Consider the following 18985-nt stretch of genomic DNA (forward strand, 5'->3'; position numbering starts at 1 on the left):
CGGCCGTTCAGGGCGTGCCGAAGCGACCCAGCGGCGCGCCGGCCAGCAGGTGCAGGTGCAGATGAAACACGGTCTGCCCGGCATGCTCGCGGCAATTCATCACCACCCGGTAGCCGTCTTCGGCCAGGCCTTGCTCGCGCGCGTAGGTGGCCGCGGCCAGCACCAGCTTGCCGACCAGCGTGGCCTGCTCCGGCGCCAGATCGTCGAGGGTGGGAATCTCCACCTGCTTGGGAATGAACAGCACGTGCACCGGCGCCTGCGGCGCGATGTCCTTGAAGCCAAGCACGTCGTCGTTCTCGTACACGATGCTCGCGGGAATTTCGCGGCGGATGATCTTGCCGAAGATGGTGTCCATGGACCGGGCTCGCGCAGCGGAAAGGGGCAGTCGTTATAGCCGAATTCGGTGGCACACAGGCGTTGCGATGCGGGCCGCTACTCGCCTGCGCCGCCGCGCGGAACCTCGTTGCGGCTGCCGAACGCATGCGACAGCGTGCCGCGATCCACGTACTCCAGTTCACCGCCCAGCGGCAGGCCCTGCGCCAGCCGGCTCGGGCGCACCCCGTGCCGGCGCGCCAGCTGCGCCAGATAGTGCGCGGTGGCCTCGCCCTCGACGGTGGAATTGGTGGCGATGATCAATTCGGCGATCTCGCCCTGCGCCAGCCGCGTGCCGAGCCGGTCCAGGCCGAGTTCGCGCGGCCCCACGCCGTCCAGCGGCGACAGCCGGCCCTGCAGGATGAAGTACAGCCCGCGGTAGCCGGTGGCGTGCTCGATCGCCAGGCGGTCGGCGGGCGATTCCACCGCGCACAGCTGCTGGCGGTCGCGGCCGGCGCTGGCGCAGATCGCGCACAGTTCGGTCTCGCTGAAATCGCGGCACTGCGTGCAGTGGCCGACCTTCTCCACCGCCTCGGCCAGCACGTTCGCCAGGCGCAGGCCACCGTCGCGCTCGCGCTCGAGCACGTGATAGGCCATGCGCTGCGCCGACTTCTGGCCCACGCCCGGCAGGACCCGGAAGGCCTCGATCAGTTGTTCGAGCAGGGAAGACATGAGTTGGCGATTTGCACGTCGGGTTCCGGGATCGGGAAGAAGTGGCTTCGCTCTTGCCTTTGCGAATCCCCAATCCCGAATCCCGGCCCCTCAGAACGGCAGCTTCATGCCCGGCGGGATCGGCATGCCGGCCGTGGCCGCGCCCATCCGCGACTTGGACTCCGCGTCGATCTTGTTGGAGGCATCGTTGAAGGCGGCGGCGATCAGATCCTCGGCCATCTCCTGGTCGGAGAGGATGCTCGGATCGATCCGCACCTTGCGGCACTCCTTGGCGCCGGTCAGGGTCACGCTGACCATGCCGCCGCCGGCGCTGCCGGTGACTTCCAGCTGGGCCAGTTCTTCCTGGGCGCGCTGCAGGTTCTCCTGCATCTTCTGCGCCTGCTGCATCAATTGGGCGATGTTCCCACGCATGCTTGATTACTCTTGGTAGGGGCGGATGGAATCGGGCACGACCCGCGCGCCTTGCTGCTGGATCAGCGCTTGCACCGCCGGGTCGTGCAGGAACGCGGTCTCGGCCGCGCTCTGGCGCTCGCCGCGTTGCCGGTGCGAGCGCTCGTGCAGGGTTTCGGCATCGACCGCGATGCCGCTTTCGATCACGATCTTCGGCCGGCTGCCCAGCGCATCGGCCAGCGCCGCGGCCAGTTCGCCGAGCGAGCGCTCGGACTGCAGGTATTCGAAGCCCGGCGACAGCGACAGCCGCAGCACGCCGTCGGCGTGGCTGACGAAGGCCGAATTGGCGGCGAGCTGCCGCGACGGCCCGGTCAGGCCGCAATCGGCGACCAGTTCCAGCCAGTCCTCGGCCGCGTGCAGCACGCGCGGCGCGGCGGGTTCGGCCGGCGCGCGCTCGGCGACGGCCAGCGGCGGCACCATCGCCATTTCCGGCTCGGGCGAGGACGCGGGAGTCGGCGCGACTGGAGCGGTGTTCGCAACGGGCGGCGCTGCCTGCGCAGGTGCCGGTGCCGCGGTTTCCCACGGCGGATCCAGCACCGCAGACGCTGCGACCGGTGCAGGCGCGGGGGTCGACCTGGCGGCGACCGCAGCCGCTGTCGGCGCCGGCGCCATCATCGGTGCGGCGGGCGCGGGCATCGCGGCAACCGACGGCGCGGCGACGCTGGCGGAAGCGGCAGCAGGCGCCGCGGCCACGGGCGCCGCAGGCGCACGGCCTTCCGTGGTACCCGACCCGGACGCGGCCGGCAACGGCGCCGCGCCGGCCGGACGGAACGCCAGCATGCGCAGTACCGCCATCTCGAACCCGGCGCGCGGACTCGGCGCCAGGTACAGATCGCGGCGACCGTTCAAGGCCATCTGGTACCACAGCTGCACGATTTCCGGACGCAGGCGCTCGGCGAACGGCGCCGGATCCAGCCCGTCCACGCCCGTCACCGCCGCGCCCGGCACCAGCTGCCGCACCTGGATGCGGTGCAGCGCCTCGGCCAACGCTTCAAGCACCCCGCCCCAGTCCGGCGAGAACTCGGCCAGCCCGGCGACCACCTGCAGCAGCCGCTGCCCGTCGCCATCGGCCAGCGCCTCGAGCATCGCCCCGACCTGGGTGCGGTCGACCGTGCCCAGCATCGCCCGCACCACGTCGTCGCGCAGCGCGCCGCCGGCGTAGGCGATGGCTTGGTCCAGCAGCGACAGGCCGTCGCGCAGGCTGCCGTCGGCGGCCTTGGCCAGCTGCACGATCGCCGAGGCATCGACCTCGATCTGCTCGGCGGCCAGGATCCTGGTCATCTGCCCCTGGATCTGCTCCTCGTCCAGGCGCTTGAGGTTGAACTGCAGGCAGCGCGACAGCACCGTCACCGGCAGCTTCTGCGGGTCGGTGGTGGCGAGCAGGAACTTGACGTGCTCCGGCGGCTCTTCCAGCGTCTTCAGCAGCGCGTTGAACGCCGCCTTGGACAGCATGTGCACTTCGTCGATCAGGTACACCTTGAACTTGCCGCGCGAGGGCATGTACTGCGCGTTCTCGATCACCTCGCGCACGTCGTCCACGCCAGTATTGGACGCGGCGTCGATCTCCAGCAGGTCGATGTAGCGGCCGGCGTCGATGTCCAGGCACGCCGGGCACTGCCCGCACGGGTCGGCGCCGGTGCCCTGCTCGCAGTTCAGCGACTTGGCGAAGATCCGCGCGATGGTGGTCTTGCCGACGCCGCGGGTGCCGGTGAACAGGAACGCGTGGTGCACGCGCCCGCTGTCCAGCGCATTGGTGAGCGCGCGGACCACGTGCTCCTGCCCCACCAGCTCGGCGAAACGCTTGGGGCGCCACTTGCGGGCGAGAACGAGATAGGACATCAGGCAACCGTCTTCATCTGAACCGCCATTGTGCCACGCCGGGCGCGGCGGATCGTTCAGCGGCCACCGCACGCCGGCCGCAGCGCCCGCGCATCCGGCGCCGCGCGCATGGCCGGCGGCGCCCGGCTCCGCGCAGCGATCGCCTTGTGGATGACGAGCACGGCGGGTAGAATTCCCGCCCTTGCCCGGACCGTTGGCCCGGGCAAGATCCCGGAGAGGTGTCCGAGTGGTTGAAGGAGCACGCCTGGAAAGTGTGTAAGCGTCTAAACCGCGCTTCGGGGGTTCGAATCCCCCTCTCTCCGCCAGATTCGAATTGCGCTTCCCTCGCAGAATGGCTTCGCCGCTGGCGAAAGCATTCAAAGGGAAAGACCGCGCCTCGGCGCGGTTTCGTCTCTATGGTGGCCCCGTCGGCCCCTCGCGACGCTAGATCGAAAACCCCGCCAGGGCCGGAAGGCAGCAACGGTATCGATCGACGCGGGCGCCGAGGTCAGCCGGCGGGGTCGCCACCCTTACTTCCGAAGATAAAGCCGCGCGGGCCGATTCGCGGTGCCTGTCGCGCGGCTCGCGCCTGGTCGTCGGCCACCCTGCGGCTGACACGGCGGGCGCTACGCCTCCGGATGCAACCAACCGGCGTCGCCCTCGCGGTAACGCTCGTGCTTCCAGATCGGCACCCGCGCCTTGACCTCGTCGATGACGTAGCGGCAGGCGTCGAAGGCGGCGCCGCGGTGCGCCGCGGCTACGCCCACCCACACCGCCAGGTCGCCGATCGCCAAGTCGCCGATGCGATGCACGCAGCGCAGGTCGAGGATGTCGAAGCGGGCCAAGGCTTCGTCGGCGATGCGCCGGCCTTCGGCCTCGGCCAGCGGCGCGTACGCCTCGTAGCGCAGGCCATCGACCGCGCGGCCATCGTTGTGGTCGCGCACCCAGCCCTCGAAACTGGCGTAGGCGCCGGCCTGCGCATGCGCCAGCGGCGCGCGCAGCGTGGCGATGTCGAGGGCGCTGTCGGCGAGATGGAAGCGGTGCGTGGCGGACATCGGTCAGCCTCCCGAGACCGGCGGAATGAACACCACTTCGCTGCCCTCGCGCGGCGCGTCGTCCCAGCCCACGAAGGCGCCGTCCACCGCCACGCGCAGGCGCTGCGGCGGCCAACGCAGGCCATGCCGCGCATCGAGCTCGGCATACAGCGCGCGCAGGTCGGCAGCCGCGGTCTGCACCTGTTCTCGCTCGAGGCCCGCCGCCTCGCGCAGGCTGGCGAAATACAGCACCGTCACGCGCACGCTCATGCCGCGCTCCCGACGTCGCGCTTGCCGCCGCGCTTTGCAAGCAGGCGTACCGGGCCGATCGTCATCGCATGGGTCAGCGCCTTGCACATGTCGTAGACGGTCAGCGCGGCGACGCTGGCGCCGGTCAGCGCCTCCATCTCCACGCCGGTGCGGTGCGCGGTGCGCACCGTGCATTCGATGCGCAGTACCTGCGGCGAGGCCCAGTCGATCGCGAAACGGCAGCCGTCGATCGGCAGCGGATGGCAGAACGGGATCAGTTCGTGGGTGCGCTTGACCGCCATGGTGCCGGCGATCACCGCCGTGTCGACGATGCCGCCCTTGGCGCTGTGCAGCGCGTCGGCGCGCAGTTGCGCGGCCACCGCGACCGGAAAGCGTATCCGCGACTCGGCCACGGCGACGCGCGCGGTGACGGCCTTGGCCGAGACGTCCACCATCGTCGGCAGCCCCTGCGGGTCCAGATGGGTCAGCGTGTTGCCGACCGCAGCGGCGTACTTGGCCTTTTCTTCGCTCATAGACTGCGTTGCCGCTCCCACGGCACCATGCTCAGGCGGCGCCGGGAATCGGCGTACCCTGGTGGAACAGCATGCGCCATTCGCCATCGCGGCAGCGCCACAGCGAACTGCGCAGCGCATGCCGCACCGGCGCGCCATCGCCATCGCGGCGCTCGCTGCGGTAGCGCAACTGCGCCAGATCTGGCGCCAGCAACCACGCGTTCAAATCGAACGCACGATAGCGGACCGCGCCGGCCTCTGCCGGCAATTCCTGCAGCAGCGCCTGCCTGTCGATGCATCGCCCGGACGCAGCGAATTCGACGAACGCTTCGTCGAGCAGCGCCGACAACCGCGTCGCCGAGGCACGCGTCGCCGGCTCCAGCAATTCCAGCTCCAGCGCGAACAACCGCTGCTTCAGCGACGCGTCCATTTCGCTCATCCGCCGATCAGGAACATCTCGACGTGCTTGCCGCGCGCCGCCCGCGCATCGCCGCGCAGTTCGCTGTAGCGATCGGCGCGCTGGCTCCACAACGCCCGCACGCGCTCGGCCAATGCGTCCTCGCCGCCGGCCAGGGCCGGCTTCAGATCGGTGCCCGCGGCGGCGAACAGGCAGGTATAGAGCTGGCCGTCGGCCGATACGCGCGCGCGATGGCAATCGCCGCAGAACGGCGCGCTGACCGAACTGACGAAGCCGATCTCGCCACCGCCGTCGACGAAGGCATGGCGCGCGGCGACTTCGCCGGCGTAGTGCGGGTCCAGCGCGCGCAACGGCCAACGTTCGGCGATACGCGCATGCAATTCCGCCGAAGGCACCACCCGGTCGCGGCGCCAGGCATTGCAGGTGCCCACGTCCATGTATTCGATGAAACGCAACACGTGGCCGCTGCCGCGGAAGTGCGCCAACAGCGGCAGCACCTGATCGTCGTTGATGCCGCGCTGGACCACGCAGTTGATCTTCACCGGCCCCAGCCCGGCCGCCACCGCCGCGTCGATGCCCGCCAGCACCTGCGCCACCTCGCCGCGATCGCCGGACATGCGCCGGAAGGTCGCCGCGTCGATCGCATCCAGGCTTACCGTGACCCGACGCAACCCGGCATCGCGCAAGGCCTGCGCGTGCCGCGCCAGCAGCGAACCGTTTGTGGTCATGGCCAGATCGTCGAGGCCGGGAATGCGCGCCAGACGCCGCACCAGTTCGGGCAGGTCGCGGCGCAGCAGCGGCTCGCCACCGGTCAGGCGCAGCTTGTTGACGCCGTTGCGCACGAAGCCGCGCACCAGCGTCTCGATCTGGTCGAACGACAGCCGCGAGGCCGCATCGAAGCCGTAATCGTCGGGCACCTTGTCGGCCGGCATGCAATAACCGCAGCGGAAATTGCAGGCCTCGATCACCGACAGACGCAGGTCGCGCAGCGGGCGCCGCAACCGATCCAGCGGCGCGGCCGGAGCAAGCGGCAACGGCGGGCGCAGCACCGCGCTCACGGCGCCGGCACCTGCGGCGCGCGCGGCGTGTCCAGCGCCACGCATTCGCCCGGCCGCGCGACGCGGTGCCCGCGGGCGCGCAAGGCCTCGGCATCCTCGGCGCTGGCGTAGTGGTACAGCATCATGCGTTGCAGCAACTCGGCGGGATATTCCCGCTCCAGGTCATCCACCCCAGTATGCGACGGGTTGCCGTGAAGACCGCAGTCATGCGCGACCAGTTCGCCGTCGCCGGCATAACGGCTCAGCATTTCCGGGATCGGCCGGGTATCGCCGCTCCACACCAGCGCGCCCTGCAGGCGCAGCCCGTAGGCGGTGTCCGGCCAGTGGTGGCGCACCGGAAACACCTCCAGCCGCACCCCGTCGTGCCAGAACGCATCGCCGACCGCGATCAGCTGGAACGCGTCCCAGAAATTGGCCCCGCCCTCGGCCAGCACGTTCGGGTAGTCGCCGATCCGGCGATGCAGCAGCGGCAGCACCGGCGCCGGCACGTACACCCGCACCTTGCCGCGCCGCGCCGAAAAATAGGCGTCGACGAACAGCCGTTCGAACCCCGCCACGTGGTCCAGATGCACATGGGTCACGAACAGCGCCTGCGGTATCGCCGCGTATTGCGCCTGGTAGGCGCTCAGGCCCTCGCCGCCGCAATCGATGCTCAGCCACGGCGCGCCATCGCGCTCGATCGTGGCCATCGGCGAGCCCAGTTCCACCGCCGAGGCATTGCCGACGCCCTGGAAGCGCAGCGCCCAGGCCATCAGTAACCCCGGCTCCAGGCCAGATCGTAGGCGCGGCGCAGGCGCGCGTAGTCCTTGTTGACCTCGTCCACGCTGCGCTCGCCGCGCAACTTCAACAGCGAACGGTGCAGGCGCTTGAGGTTGCGCTCGCGCCAGCGCGTGGCCGGGATGCGCAGCACGCCGCGGTCGAAATCGATCATCCAGCCGCGGCCGTTGCCATCGAACAGGATGTTGTGCGCGTTGAGATCGGCGTGATCCAGCCCGGCGCGGTGGAAGCGCGCGATCAGCCGCCCGGTCTCTTCCCACGGCGCGCCGCGGCCGGCCACATGCGCGCGATCGGCCAGCGAACGCACCCCTTCCAGCCGCTCCATCAGGATCGCGGCGCGGTAGCGCAGCCCCTGGCGCAGATAACAGGCGGCCAGCGGCCGCGGCACCGGCAGCTTGCGCGCGATCAACGCGCGCATCAGCCGGAACTCGGCGAAGCTGCGGGTACGGTCGGCACCAGTCCACAGGTAGCGGTCGCGGCTGAGCTTGGCGACCACCCCGCCGCGCCGGTACTGGCGCAGCACGCTGGCGCCGAACGGGGCGTCGACGAACCAGGCGCCGCCGCGGCCGCCCTCGTCCACCGGGCGCGCGCGCTCGGCCCAGTACGCGGCCGAAAACAGCGCCGGCTCGGCTTGCCGCAGCCGTTGGCGGTCGAACAGAATGGCGCCATAGCCGCGGCCCTCGCGGTACGGCGTCAGCGCTTCGGTGGCGTCGAATGCAACCATTCAGCGAGTCTAACAACACCATGGCAGCAACGCTCCCTTCGCTGTGCCTGTTGCGCCTGTCGGCGCTGGGGGATGTGACCCATGTGGTGCCGCTGGTGCGCACCCTGCAGCGCGCCTGGCCCGCCGCGCCGCCGCTGCACTGGATCATCGACAAGGCCGGACACAAGCTGCTCGACGGCCTGCCCGGCGTGATCTTCCACGACTACGACAAGCGCAGCGGCCTGGCCGGCATGCGCGCGCTGCGCCGCGAACTGCCGGCGCAGGGCTTCGATGCGCTGCTGCAGATGCAGGTGGCGCTGCGCGCCAACGTGCTGTCCGCGTTCGTTCGCGCGCGCCGCCGCATCGGCTACGACCGCAGCCGCTCCAAGGACCTGCACGGCCTGTTCGTCAACGAACGCATCCCCGACCGCCCCGGCATCCACGTGCTCGACGCCATCGGCAGCTTCTGCGAACCGCTGGGCCTGCGCCAGACCGAGGTACGCTGGGACCTGCCGATTCCCGACGACGCGCATGCCTGGGCGCGGGCGCAATGGCCCGACGACGGCCGCCCGGCGCTGCTGATCTCGCCCTGTTCCAGCCACGTCCGCCGCAACTGGTACGCCGACCGCTACGCCGCGGTCGCCGACCACGCCGCCGCGCAGGGCTGGCGGGTGGTGCTGTGCGGTGGGCGCAGCGACCTGGAGCGCAGCACGGCCGACGCCATCGTCGCGGCCGCGCGCGCGCCGCTGCTCGACCTGGTCGGCCGCGACACGCTCAAGCAATTGCCGGCGCTGCTGCAGCGTGCCGCGCTGGTGATGACCCCGGACTCGGGCCCGATGCACATCGCCAATGCCGTGGGCAGCAAGGTGCTGGGCCTGCACGCGGCCAGCAACCCGCGCCGCAGCGGCCCGTATTCGGACATCCGCTACTGCGTGGACAAGTACGACGCGGCGGCGCGCAAGTTCCTCGGCAAACCGGCCGAGCAATTGAAATGGGGCAGCAAGATCGAATTCGACGCGGTGATGGCGTTGATCGGGGTGGACGACGCGATCGCCGCGTTCGAGCGCTACCGCACCGACCAGGGCATGTAGGCCGGCTTGTGCGCAGGCCGAGCGCGGCCTTACCATGCGCCCGCACGTTCGCCACCCTTGGGTCTGCGGACGCCGCCGTAAGCGTTTACGTCAAGCAACGCGCCAACCGCGCCGGACTCGTCCGGGGCCGTTTCCCGTCAGCGCCTCGGCGCCGCGGGTGGCGCCTTTGCTTCGACCGGCTTACGGAGTTCGCACCATGTCCCGTTCCCCTCGGTTTTTCCCGCGCAAGCTGCATTCCCGCCACGCCGGCTGGGTGATGCCGCTGCTGTTGTCGATCCTGATGACCTGCGTGGTCTCGATGATCAGCACGCTGCGCACGGTCGGTCTGGCGCCGGGCGTGTACGCGCTCTGGCTGGGCGCCTGGGCGTTGTCGTGGCTGATCGCCTTCCCCACCCTGCTGCTGGCGTTGCCGCTGGTGCGCCGGCTGACCGCACTGCTGGTCGCCCGCGCCTGATCCACCGTTCCCGGCCAGCACGGCCGCACCGGGAGGCGGCGACGCCTCCCGGATGCTTCGCTCAGGACGCCGCGCCGCGGTAGTCCTGGTAGGACTTCTCTTCGACGTAGCTGGAGCCCAGCGCCAGGTTGATCTCCTTCTTGATCCGCGCGCGCTCGTCGTTCTCGTAGTACACGCTGCGCGCGAGCTTGATGAACTCCTCGTCGAAGGCCTGCGCCTTCTCCTTGATCCGGATTTCGTCCTCGATCACCCACAGGCGCTCGTTGACCGCCTTCAGCTCCAGGCGCAGGCGGGCGACGTCGCCGCTGGCGGCCGGATGCGCCATCCAGGTCTTTTCCAGCGCCGAGAGCTCGGCGCGCACATTGGCCAGCTTGGCCGCATCGCCGATGCGCTCGGACTTGATCTGCAGAATGGCGATCTTGTCGAGCAGTTCGCCGAAGGACACGGGGACGAGGATTTCGGACATGGGCACACCCAGGCGAGAGTTGAGAGGAAGTGTAACGAGCAGGCCTTAAAGCCATGTCGGCGCAGCGTGGCCGTGGCTTTCAAAAACAAAAGGCCCCTGACGGGGCCCTTTGAAATCTGGCGGGAAGGGGGGGATTCGAACCCCCGAGGCGCTATAAACGCCTGCCTGATTTCGAGTCAGGTACATTCAACCGCTCTGCCACCTTCCCGGGTGGTCCCCGGCGGACCGGGGGCGTGCATCATACGGTTCCCGCCGCGCGCGGACAAGCGCCGCGTCGCCGGGCGGCCCGGCCTCGACCCGCACAGCGCCATGAACCCCGCCTGCCCCGCGGCGCGGCCAGCGATTGCCTGATGTCCGCTTGGCCGCGATGATGCCGTTTGATTGACAGGAAGCCGGGCCGGCCGTGGGCGCGCAATGATCGAATTCGGACATCTCACCCACGTCGGCCTGCGCCGCGAACTCAACGAGGACACCTATTACGGCGACAACGAGCTCGGCCTGTGGCTGGTCGCCGACGGCATGGGCGGCCACGCCTGCGGCGAGGTGGCCAGCGCCCTGGCGCGCGAGGCCATCGTCCGCGAGGTGCGCGGCGGCACGCCGCTGGCGCAGGCGATCCGCATTGCCGACGAAGAGATCATCCGCGCCTCGCGCCGGCGCAACGACACCCTGCCGATGGGCACCACCGTGGTCGCCGCGCGCGTGCAGGGCAACCGTTTCGAGGTGGCCTGGGTCGGCGACAGCCGCGCCTACCTGTGGCGCGACGGCAAACTGGCCCAGCTCAGCCAGGACCACAGCTACGTACAGGAACTGATCGCGCAGGGCGCGCTGACCGCCGAGCAGGCGCGCGCGCATCCGCACCGCAACGTGGTCACCCAGGCGCTGGGCGTCACCGACCCGCTGCACCTCAACGTGGCCACGATGACCGGCGAACTGCGCCCGGGCATGCAACTGCTGCTGTGCAGCGACGGGCTGACCGAAGAAGTGGACGACCGCGGCATCGCCGCCACCCTCGGCCACGACGACTGCAGCGCGCAGGAATGCGTGGATACGCTGGTGGCGGCCGCGCTGGACGGCGGCGGCTCGGACAACATCACCGCGATCCTGGTGCGCTGCCACTGAACCCGGCCGCCGCGCGCCCGGCGCCGCGGCGGCTCAGCCGGCCACGGCCTCGGCCAGCGCCGGCTCCTCGATGTCCCACAACGCGCGCCCGGCCTTCTTGCGCAGCTTTTCCAGCCGCGCCTGATGCGCTTCCAGTTCCGACGCCGTCGGCAGTACCCGCGGCCGCGGCAGCAGCGTCGCCATGTCGAATGCCGCGCGCTGGCCGTCGGCGTGGCTGCTGCGCTCGTCGGCCAGGGCGAAGCCGATCTCCTCCTGCCCCGAGGTCAGCGCGATGTAGACGTCGCTGAGGATCTGCGCATCGAGCAGCGCGCCGTGCAGCTGCCGGTGCGAATTGTCCACGCCCAGCCGCTTGCACAGCGCATCCAGCGAATTGCGCTGGCCGGGGAAGCGCTCGCGCGCCAGCAGCAGCGTGTCGATGACCGTGGCACGGTCGAGGATGCGCCCGTAGGACGCGCCCAGCCGCGACAGCTCGTAGTCGAGGAAGCCCAGATCGAACGAGGCGTTGTGGATGATCAGCTCGGCGCCGTCGATGAACGCCAGGAACTCGTCCGCCACCTCGTGGAATTCCGGCTTGTCGGCGAGGAACTCCAGGGTCAGGCCGGTGACTTCCTGCGCGCCGGGTTCGAAGTCGCAGTCCGGGCGCAGATAGCGGTGGAAGTTGCGCCCGCTGGGACGGCGCTCGAGCAGTTCCACCGCGCCGATTTCGACGACGCGGTTGCCCTTCTTCCATTCCAGGCCGGTGGTTTCGGTATCGAGGATGATCTGACGCATGGGGCTCGCTGCAGGATGAGGCGTGGAAAGGATCAGGACGCGACCGCCGCGCCGCCGGCACGCACCCGCAGCGCCTGGTTGCGCGCCAGCACGTCCACCCGCTCGTTGTCCGGATCGCCGCTATGGCCCTTGACCCAGCGCCAGTCGATGCTGTGCCGTTGCGCGGCGGCATGCAGCCGCTCCCACAGATCGCGGTTCTTGACCGGATCGCCGCCGGCGGTCTTCCACTGCCGCCGCACCCAGCCCGGCATCCATTCGGTGATGCCCTGGCGCACGTACTGCGAATCGGTATGCAGCACGATCTGGCACGGCTCGTTGAGCGTTTCCAGCGCCATGATCGCGGCCATCAGCTCCATGCGATTGTTGGTGGTGTGCGCCTCGGCGCCGGCGACTTCGCGCTCCAGGCCCTTGTAGCGCAGCAGCGCGGCCCAGCCGCCGGGGCCGGGATTGCCGAGGCAGGCGCCGTCGGTATGGATCTCAACAGTCTTCATGTACGTCCAGGAATCAGATGGAGGCGGTCGAACCGCGCCAGCGTACCGGCGCGCGCAGCGGAATGGGGCCGATGCCGGCGGCGGTGCGCTTTTCCGCCTGCAGCAGGCACACCGCGCGCAGCGGCGCGCCGGAGATCGCCGAGCCGACGCCGCCGCGGGTCGGCCAGACCGGCCCCAGGTAGCGTGGCGGATCGGTGCACGGCAACCCGGCCTGTTGCATCAACCCGCGCCAGCTGCCCGGCGGCCGCGCCACCAGGCCCTGGCGCCGCCAGCGCAGCCGGTACGGGCTGACCGCGTTGAGCGCGTACAGCCAGATCCGGCCGCCCGGCATCAGCACCCGCTCGCATTCCTCCAGCAGCGCCGCGGCATCGGTGCCGAGCACATGCTGCAGCACGATCGCGTTGACGCTTTCCGAGGGCAACGGCAGCGGCAGCGTGCATACCAGGTCGCCGGCGTAGCCGCGCGCAGTGCGGTGCAGGCGCACGCCGCGCCCCGGCAGCTCGCGCGCCAGCGGCGCGAATGGCACCGGCGCCAGCCACAACCAGGGCTGCGCAGGGCGTCCGAGCAAGGCGTCGAGGATCAACGGCTGCTCGGCCTGCAGCAGCTGCTGCGCCACCACCGTATCAAACCAGGATGAGACGGCGGCTTGACGGGGGAACGGGGTGGCAGGCATGGTGCCAATTCTATGCGACTGATCGCCCTGCCCGCATTCCAGGATAATTACATCTGGGCGATCGCCGCCGCGGACGGCCGCGCCGTGCTGGTCGACCCCGGCCAGGCCGAGCCGGTGCTGGAAGCCGCCGCGCAAGGGCTGCAACCTGCCGCGGTGCTGCTGACCCACCATCACGACGACCACATCGGCGGCGTGGCGGCCCTGCGCGAGCGCTGGCCGGACCTGCCGGTGTATGCCCCGGCGGACGAGCCGCGGATCCCGTTCGCCAGCCAGCGCGTCGCCGACGGCGAGGCGGTCCAGGTGCTGCAATGGGAGTTCCGGACCCTGTTCGTGCCGGGGCATACCCGTTCGCACGTGGCCTATGTCGGCCACGGTCATCTGTTCAGCGGCGATACGCTGTTCAGCCTAGGCTGTGGACGCATGTTCGAAGGTACGCCCTCCCAGATGTTGGGTTCGCTGCAACGGCTGGCCGCCCTCCCCGGCGCCACGCTGCTGTGTTGCGGACACGAATACACCCTGGCCAATGCGGCATTCGCCGTCACGGTCGATCCCACCAACGCTGCCTTGCGGCAGCGCCATCAGGAAGTCCAGGCCATGCGTCATGCTGCCCGCCCCACTGTTCCCGTCAGTCTCGCCAGCGAAATGGCGACCAATCCGTTCCTGCGCACCGCCTCGGCGGCGATCCAGCAGGCGGTCGGCGCCCGGCTCGGCCGCGGCGCGCGCGACGAAGTGGAAGTATTCGCCGAATTGAGGCGCTGGAAAGACGATTTCCGCGCATGAGGTCGCTGTGTTTGACCGCGGCGCTGACCCTGGCGCTCGCGTCGGCGTCCCCTTCCGCGGGCGCGGCCGCACCGGTCGGGGCGGCGCTGGAGCAGACCGTCGCCGGACTGAACGTATTGCCGATGGACGCCGCGGCGCTGCCGCCAGCGACCACGCGTAACGGCCACACCATTCTCGCCAACTTCCGCGACGGGCTGGCCGACGCGCAATGCGATGGCGGCGCCACCGATGCGCGCTGGAAGCAGCAGTTCGCGCGCGCGCCGGCGCGGCTGGCCAACGAGGACGAGGACGTGCTGCCGCTGTTCGGCTACGTGGTGGACGAATTGCGCGCCGCCGACCTGCCTACCGAATTCGCGCTGATCCCGTTCGTGGAGAGCGGCTACCGCCCTGCCGCGCGCAACAGCGGCGGTCCGGCCGGACTGTGGCAGTTCATCGCCGACACCGCCCGCAACCACGACGTGCCGGTCGAAGGCGGCTACGACGGCCGCCTGTCCGCGGTGGACTCCACCCGCGCCGCGGTGCGTTACCTGAAGACCTTGCACGGCATGTTCGGCGGCGACTGGCGCCTGGCGATCATGGCCTACAACGCCGGCGAGTACCGCGTGCTGCAGTCCATGCGCCGCGCCGGCATGAACGCGCAGAACGCGCAGCCAGCCAAGTTGCCGGGACTGTCGCCGATCACCTACGCCTACGTCGAGAAGCTGCATGCGCTGGCGTGCGTGCTGGAACAGGCGCAGACCCGCGACGAATGGATGGCCTCGCTGGACCGCGAGGTGCCGATCCTGCAGGCGCGCACCCTGCCCGCCGGCATGGCGCTGGACGAGTGGGCGCAACAGCAGGCGCTGCAGGGCAACCAGGTCGCGCGGCTGAATCCGGCGCTGGGCGGCCTGCGCAACAAGAAACGCGCGCTGCCGGTCCTGGCGCCGGTCGGCAACGGCGGCAGCGCCGCCACCGCCGCTGCCGATGCCATGGCCGCGGCGCAACCGCAGCAGGCCGAAGCGCCGGCAACGCGGACCGTCGCCAGCATCGCCGAACCCATACCGCCACGCATGCGCCAGCGCACGCCCGCGGCGCGACATACCCACACCGTCCGCGACGGCGACACCGCCTGGACCATCGCCAAGCGCTACGGCATCACCGTGCAGACGTTGCTGGCGAAGAACGGCCTGTCCGCGCGCAGCGTGCTGCGCCCGGGCATGGTGCTGAGCTACGAGGAATAGGCCGGTTCCGCTGCGGCGGGACTGCGATGGCGGCGCTGCAACATGGCAGGCCCCAGGCAGCAGGTGCGGCATCGAGGCGTTCGAGATGCTCTGAACTGGCAACGCGCATCGGCGATGGGTCGGTGGCATGCTGACGCGTTTTTCCCCATGGATGCCTTGGCATCAAGGCCACTTCGCCCTCCTGTCGCGGCTGAAGCCGCTCCTACAACGTGCGCGCCGTACCCTCTGGAGCGGCATCGAGGCGTTCGAGATGCTCAGAAGTGGCAGCGTGCATCGGCGATGGGTCGGTCGCATGCTGACGCGTTTTTCCCCATGGATGCCTTGGCATCACGGCCACTTCGTCCTCCTGTCGCGGCTGAAGCCGCTCCTACAACAAGCGCGCCGTGCTCTTGTAGGAGCGGCTTCAGCCGCGACAGGAAAACGATACGCCGTCGACACACGCAGCGTGCGGCTTCCGGACCGAGCTATTAGAGATGCCCTTTCAGGCGCGACGGGCGTTACCGACAACCTCACGACGGATGGCTTTACGCCACGCGGAACCGCTCCCCACAGCAAGGAAGCGCTGAGAAGACTCCAACGCATTCCTGGCATGTGGCGAGTCTCTATCAGTCGCGCACGCGCTGCGCGCGCTGCCTGCTGATGCGGCTCATCAACACACGTATGAAGGCGCCACACGCAGCGCGGAATTTTCTTCCAGCGGCTCCGTGCCCCATTCCGGCACAACCGCATCACGGCAATGCGCTCGCGCGGCACGTCGATGCGCGCATCGAGCCGACCGGTCTCCCCGGCGAAAGATCCAGAAACGAACAAGCCCGGCAGGGCCGGGCTTGTTCGCATCACGCATCGGCGGACGCAGCGATTACAGATTCGCTTCCTGCACGCTGACCTTGTAGCGCTTGCGCATCGCGTCGACGTAGGCCTTGGCCGCGGCGGCGCCTTCGATCTGGCCAAGCTGCTGCTTCAATGTCGCCTGCTGTTCCGCCGGCACCTTGCTCAGGTCGCCCGGGTTCACCTTGTTGAGCACGAACAGCGCGTAGCGCTTGGCAGCGCCCGGCATGCCGTTCGCCGACAGCTCGACCTTGCCCACCGACGGCTTGCCCGCGGCCGGCAGCGGCGCGCTGAAGATCGCGCGGTTGGCTTCCGGGCTCGGCATCGGCACGGTGCGCGGCAGCCCCGGCATCGGGTTGATCTGCAGCTTCTCCGGGCCGGCCAGCGCCTGCAGCGTTTCGCCTTTGCGCAGCCTCTCCAGCAGCGCGTCGGCCTTCGCCGCGGCCGCCTTGGCCGTGCGATCGGCATGCACCGCCGCCACCACCTGCTCGCGCACCGTGGCCAGCGGCTGGGTCTGCTCGGGCAGGTGCTGGGTGACGCGGATCAGCACACTGTGGTTCGGGCCCAGGGTGATCGGATCACTGACCGTGCCGTCCTGCACCAGCGTATCGGAGAACGCCGCACGCAGCACCGCCGGCTGCGCGGCGACGCCGCTGGCATCGGCGCGCGAGAACGGCCCCAGGGTCTGCACCGGCAAGCCGACTTCCTTGGCCGCCGGCGCAAGCGCGGTCGGGTTCTTCAGCACCAGGTCGACCAGCTTGCCGCTCAGATCGCTGTAGACCTTCTCGTTGTCGGCCTGCAGCTGCTCGCTGGCCAGTTGGTCGCGCACCTGCTCGAAGCTCTTGCCCTGGCCGCCCTTGACCTCGCGCAGCTGGATCACGTGGTAGCCGAACTCGCTCTTCACCGGACCGACGATGTCGCCGGCCTTCATCGCGAACAAGGCGTCCTCGAACGGCTTGACCATCACACCCTTTTCGACCCAGCCCAGATCGCCGCCGGCGTTCTTGGAGCCCGGGTCCTCGGAATTGGCACGGGCCAGCGCGGCGAAATCGGCGCCGGGCTGCCTGGCTTCGGCCGCGAGCTTGGCGGCCTTGGCCTCGGCGGCCTTCTGCGACGCGGGATCCTTGCCGGCGCTGATCAGGATGTGCGAGGCCAGGCGCTGATCGGGCTCGACGAAGCGGGCCTTCTCGTCCTCGTAGCGCTTACGCAGCACCGCCTCGTCGGCCGGCTTGGACGGCGGCAACTTGCTCGCGTCCAGTTCGACGTATTCGATCGACACCCGCTCCGGCTGCTTGAAATCGGCCTGGTGCGCGTCGTACCACTGCTGCACCTGCGCATCGCTGACCGGCGTGGTGTCGGCCGGCTGTTCCGGCAACAGCGCCAGTTCGACGTCGCGGGTCTCGCCCAGCATTTTCAGCAGGCGCTCGGTTTCCTGCTTGGTCGCGAATGCCGATTCCTGCAACGCGGCCGGGATCAACGACTGCTGCAGGCCATCGCGCACCAATTGGTCGAACATCGCCGGCGTGCGTGGCGGAGTGGCCGACGCCAGCGCCAGACGGTAGCGTTGCGGATCGAACTTGCCGTCGTTCTGGAATGCCGGAATGGTAGAGATGTAGTCGCGGACAGCGGCATCGCCGACCACCACGTGCGCCTGCTCGGCGGCCAGCTTCACCACCTGCTCGTCGATCAACTGGTCGAGCACCTTGCGCTTGTTGTCGGCGCTCTCGAACTCGCGCGGATCGAAGTTCTCGCCCTGCTGCTCGCGCGCCTGCTGCCGCGCTTCCTCGAAGCGCGCGCGGAACTGCTCGGTGCTCACCTCGTGGTGCCGCCACAGGAACGACACCGGCCACCACGACGGTGCCGACGACCACCACGACGGCGGCGCCTGCACCTTGGCGACGTTGTTGGCACCGACGCCACCGAGGTAGCTGCTGTCGATGACGAACAGGAACGGAATCATCAACAGGCCGATGATCGCGGTGGCGATCCAGCCCGAGGTCTTTTCGCGGAGTTTCTGCAGCATTGGTTGGGAACCGAGGCCTGTTGGCGAGCCGCGCAGTTTAACCCGCTTCACGCCCTGCGGCGGAATGGCGTGCTCCGGGGCATGCGCCCGCGCAAAATCCGCGGCCCACATGGCGGTCGCCGGCGAGGCACGGCGGAAAAAAAGAAACCCCCGATCGCTCGGGGGTTTCGCGTACAAAACTGGCGGAGTGGACGGGACTCGAACCCGCGACCTCCGGCGTGACAGGCCAGCATTCTAACCGACTGAACTACCACTCCGCTTTTTGAACGGAGGCAGGCACGAGGCCCGCAATCTCTGGGGATCTGCACGACGCAAGGCGCGGCGGATGCTTCGAGAAACGAAACCCCCGATTTCTCAGGGGCTTCGGTACAACTGGCGGAGTGGACGGGACTCGAACCCGCGACCTCCGGCGTGACAGGCCAGCATTCTAACCGACTGAACTACCACTCCGCTTTTGAAACTTGCCGCTCGGTGCTCTGGTGGGTGCTGAGGGTTTCGAACCCCCGACCCTCTCCGTGTAAAGGAGACGCTCTACCGCTGAGCTAAGCACCCTAGCGAGTCGATTAGTTTACGGCATCCTTCAGCGCTTTGCCAGCCTTGAAAGTTGGATTCTTCGACGCGGCGATCTTGATCGAGTCGCCGGTCTTCGGGTTGCGGCCGGTGCGCTCGGCACGGTCGCGCACCTGGAAGGTGCCGAAGCCAACGAGGGTCACGCTGTCGCCCTTCTTGAGCGCCTTGGTGACTTCGGACACGAAGGCGTCGACGGCGCGACCGGCTTCGGCCTTGGAGATATCCGCAGCGGCGGCGATAGCGTCGTTCAGTTCGGCTTTATTCATTGCTTGATGACTCCATGTGCGGCAGAAAACCGCGGAATTGAGGATCGGGTGTCGGCTTGGCCTGCCTCGTCTGCGACGAGGCCCCGATTGATTTTTTCACTACCAAGCACGCGCGTTCGCAGTGCTCGCAAGTCGTGCATTTATACCAGCGGCCTCCCACCCGCGCAAGC

Annotated in this window: 22 protein-coding genes, 5 tRNA genes and 1 other RNA gene; 7 read left to right on the forward strand and 21 right to left on the reverse strand. The window is 69.3% G+C overall.

Annotation, left to right across the window (positions count from 1 at the left end):
- Window positions 1-7: 7 nt before the first annotated feature.
- From AB3X08_RS16325 to dnaX, 4 genes are all read right to left on the reverse strand, one after another.
- Window positions 8-355, reverse strand: coding sequence for a histidine triad nucleotide-binding protein (locus tag AB3X08_RS16325; RefSeq protein WP_369933873.1), 348 nt, complete (start codon window positions 353-355; stop codon window positions 8-10).
- Window positions 356-432: 77 nt separating this feature from the next.
- Window positions 433-1044 carry a recombination mediator RecR gene (gene recR, locus AB3X08_RS16330; protein ID WP_369933874.1) on the reverse strand — a complete coding sequence of 204 codons (612 nt, stop codon included), beginning with the start codon at window positions 1042-1044 and terminating at the stop codon, window positions 433-435.
- Window positions 1045-1134: 90 nt separating this feature from the next.
- Window positions 1135-1455, reverse strand: a complete 321-nt coding sequence (locus tag AB3X08_RS16335; RefSeq protein WP_003479775.1) for a YbaB/EbfC family nucleoid-associated protein — start codon at window positions 1453-1455, stop codon at window positions 1135-1137.
- Between the two features lie 6 nt (window positions 1456-1461).
- A complete protein-coding gene (gene dnaX / locus AB3X08_RS16340) occupies window positions 1462-3333 on the reverse strand; it encodes a DNA polymerase III subunit gamma/tau (protein ID WP_369933875.1) in 1872 nt (623 codons plus the stop codon).
- Window positions 3334-3545: 212 nt separating this feature from the next.
- On the opposite strand from dnaX, the gene AB3X08_RS16345 reads away from it, so the two are divergent.
- Together AB3X08_RS16345 and ffs are read left to right on the forward strand one after the other, a co-directional pair.
- A tRNA-Ser gene (locus AB3X08_RS16345) sits at window positions 3546-3638 on the forward strand.
- Window positions 3639-3737: 99 nt separating this feature from the next.
- An RNA gene (gene ffs, locus AB3X08_RS16350) (signal recognition particle sRNA small type) lies at window positions 3738-3834 on the forward strand.
- Window positions 3835-3938: 104 nt separating this feature from the next.
- Here ffs and AB3X08_RS16355 read toward each other — a convergent pair.
- The 7 genes from AB3X08_RS16355 to AB3X08_RS16385 are packed head-to-tail and all read right to left on the reverse strand — an operon-like array spanning window position 3939 to window position 8084.
- A complete protein-coding gene (locus tag AB3X08_RS16355; protein ID WP_369933876.1) occupies window positions 3939-4367 on the reverse strand; it encodes a molybdenum cofactor biosynthesis protein MoaE in 429 nt (142 codons plus the stop codon).
- Window positions 4368-4370: 3 nt separating this feature from the next.
- Window positions 4371-4616 (reverse strand): MoaD/ThiS family protein, encoded by a 246-nt coding sequence (locus AB3X08_RS16360; RefSeq protein WP_369933877.1) that lies wholly within the window; start codon window positions 4614-4616, stop codon window positions 4371-4373.
- On the reverse strand, window positions 4613-5128 hold the full coding sequence (gene moaC / locus AB3X08_RS16365) for a cyclic pyranopterin monophosphate synthase MoaC (RefSeq protein WP_369933878.1): 516 nt from the start codon (window positions 5126-5128) through the stop codon (window positions 4613-4615). Before moaC ends, AB3X08_RS16360 begins: the two co-directional genes overlap by 4 nt.
- A 31-nt stretch (window positions 5129-5159) precedes the next feature.
- Window positions 5160-5537: a DUF4440 domain-containing protein gene (locus AB3X08_RS16370; protein WP_369933879.1), complete on the reverse strand. Its 378-nt coding sequence runs from the start codon at window positions 5535-5537 to the stop codon at window positions 5160-5162.
- 5 nt (window positions 5538-5542) lie between these two features.
- The gene (moaA, locus tag AB3X08_RS16375) at window positions 5543-6583 is read right to left on the reverse strand and encodes a GTP 3',8-cyclase MoaA (protein WP_369933880.1); all 1041 of its coding nucleotides are present in this window, start codon (window positions 6581-6583) and stop codon (window positions 5543-5545) included.
- On the reverse strand, window positions 6580-7335 hold the full coding sequence (locus tag AB3X08_RS16380) for an MBL fold metallo-hydrolase (protein ID WP_369933881.1): 756 nt from the start codon (window positions 7333-7335) through the stop codon (window positions 6580-6582). Before AB3X08_RS16380 ends, moaA begins: the two co-directional genes overlap by 4 nt.
- A complete protein-coding gene (locus AB3X08_RS16385) occupies window positions 7335-8084 on the reverse strand; it encodes a 3-deoxy-D-manno-octulosonic acid kinase (RefSeq protein WP_369933882.1) in 750 nt (249 codons plus the stop codon). The genes AB3X08_RS16380 and AB3X08_RS16385 overlap by 1 nt, the downstream gene beginning before the upstream one ends.
- Before the next feature lie 20 nt (window positions 8085-8104).
- Between AB3X08_RS16385 and AB3X08_RS16390 the strand changes: the two genes are divergently transcribed.
- Window positions 8105-9154, forward strand: coding sequence for a glycosyltransferase family 9 protein (locus AB3X08_RS16390; RefSeq protein WP_369933883.1), 1050 nt, complete (start codon window positions 8105-8107; stop codon window positions 9152-9154).
- 196 nt (window positions 9155-9350) lie between these two features.
- Window positions 9351-9608, forward strand: a complete 258-nt coding sequence (locus tag AB3X08_RS16395; protein ID WP_369933884.1) for a DUF2798 domain-containing protein — start codon at window positions 9351-9353, stop codon at window positions 9606-9608.
- 61 nt (window positions 9609-9669) lie between these two features.
- Here the strand turns inward: AB3X08_RS16395 and AB3X08_RS16400 are convergent, their stop codons facing one another.
- Window positions 9670-10074, reverse strand: a complete 405-nt coding sequence (locus AB3X08_RS16400; RefSeq protein WP_179570641.1) for a DUF6165 family protein — start codon at window positions 10072-10074, stop codon at window positions 9670-9672.
- Between the two features lie 117 nt (window positions 10075-10191).
- Window positions 10192-10282: transfer RNA gene (locus AB3X08_RS16405), tRNA-Ser, on the reverse strand.
- A gap of 206 nt (window positions 10283-10488) precedes the next feature.
- Between AB3X08_RS16405 and AB3X08_RS16410 the strand changes: the two genes are divergently transcribed.
- Entirely contained in the window at window positions 10489-11193 is a 705-nt protein-coding gene (locus AB3X08_RS16410; protein ID WP_184411648.1) for a PP2C family protein-serine/threonine phosphatase, read from the forward strand.
- 33 nt (window positions 11194-11226) lie between these two features.
- Here AB3X08_RS16410 and dnaQ read toward each other — a convergent pair whose 3' ends face one another.
- From dnaQ to AB3X08_RS16425, 3 genes are read right to left on the reverse strand one after another with little or no spacing between them, the layout of a single operon-like run.
- On the reverse strand, window positions 11227-11964 hold the full coding sequence (gene dnaQ / locus AB3X08_RS16415; protein WP_369933886.1) for a DNA polymerase III subunit epsilon: 738 nt from the start codon (window positions 11962-11964) through the stop codon (window positions 11227-11229).
- A gap of 32 nt (window positions 11965-11996) precedes the next feature.
- Window positions 11997-12455 carry a ribonuclease HI gene (gene rnhA / locus AB3X08_RS16420; protein WP_184411650.1) on the reverse strand — a complete coding sequence of 153 codons (459 nt, stop codon included), beginning with the start codon at window positions 12453-12455 and terminating at the stop codon, window positions 11997-11999.
- A gap of 13 nt (window positions 12456-12468) precedes the next feature.
- The gene (locus AB3X08_RS16425) at window positions 12469-13128 is read right to left on the reverse strand and encodes a methyltransferase domain-containing protein (protein WP_369933887.1); all 660 of its coding nucleotides are present in this window, start codon (window positions 13126-13128) and stop codon (window positions 12469-12471) included.
- Window positions 13129-13140: 12 nt separating this feature from the next.
- Here AB3X08_RS16425 and gloB point away from each other — a divergent pair, with 12 nt between their 5' ends.
- Together gloB and AB3X08_RS16435 are read left to right on the forward strand one after the other, a co-directional pair.
- Window positions 13141-13908, forward strand: a complete 768-nt coding sequence (gene gloB, locus AB3X08_RS16430; protein ID WP_369933888.1) for a hydroxyacylglutathione hydrolase — start codon at window positions 13141-13143, stop codon at window positions 13906-13908.
- Entirely contained in the window at window positions 13905-15128 is a 1224-nt protein-coding gene (locus tag AB3X08_RS16435) for a lytic transglycosylase domain-containing protein (RefSeq protein WP_369933889.1), read from the forward strand. Before gloB ends, AB3X08_RS16435 begins: the two co-directional genes overlap by 4 nt.
- Window positions 15129-15987: 859 nt before the next feature.
- On the opposite strand, the gene AB3X08_RS16440 is transcribed toward AB3X08_RS16435, so the two are convergent.
- The 5 genes from AB3X08_RS16440 to AB3X08_RS16460 form a co-directional block, all read right to left on the reverse strand.
- Window positions 15988-17979, reverse strand: a complete 1992-nt coding sequence (locus AB3X08_RS16440) for a peptidylprolyl isomerase (protein WP_369933890.1) — start codon at window positions 17977-17979, stop codon at window positions 15988-15990.
- Window positions 17980-18159: 180 nt separating this feature from the next.
- A tRNA-Asp gene (locus AB3X08_RS16445) sits at window positions 18160-18236 on the reverse strand.
- A gap of 116 nt (window positions 18237-18352) precedes the next feature.
- A tRNA-Asp gene (locus tag AB3X08_RS16450) sits at window positions 18353-18429 on the reverse strand.
- 27 nt (window positions 18430-18456) lie between these two features.
- Window positions 18457-18531: transfer RNA gene (locus AB3X08_RS16455), tRNA-Val, on the reverse strand.
- A gap of 11 nt (window positions 18532-18542) precedes the next feature.
- Window positions 18543-18815, reverse strand: coding sequence for an HU family DNA-binding protein (locus tag AB3X08_RS16460; RefSeq protein WP_009607753.1), 273 nt, complete (start codon window positions 18813-18815; stop codon window positions 18543-18545).
- Between the last annotated feature and the right edge of the window lie 170 nt (window positions 18816-18985).

It is taken from the genome of Xanthomonas sp. DAR 34887 (assembly GCF_041245805.1).
GTDB lineage: Bacteria > Pseudomonadota > Gammaproteobacteria > Xanthomonadales > Xanthomonadaceae > Xanthomonas_A > Xanthomonas_A tesorieronis.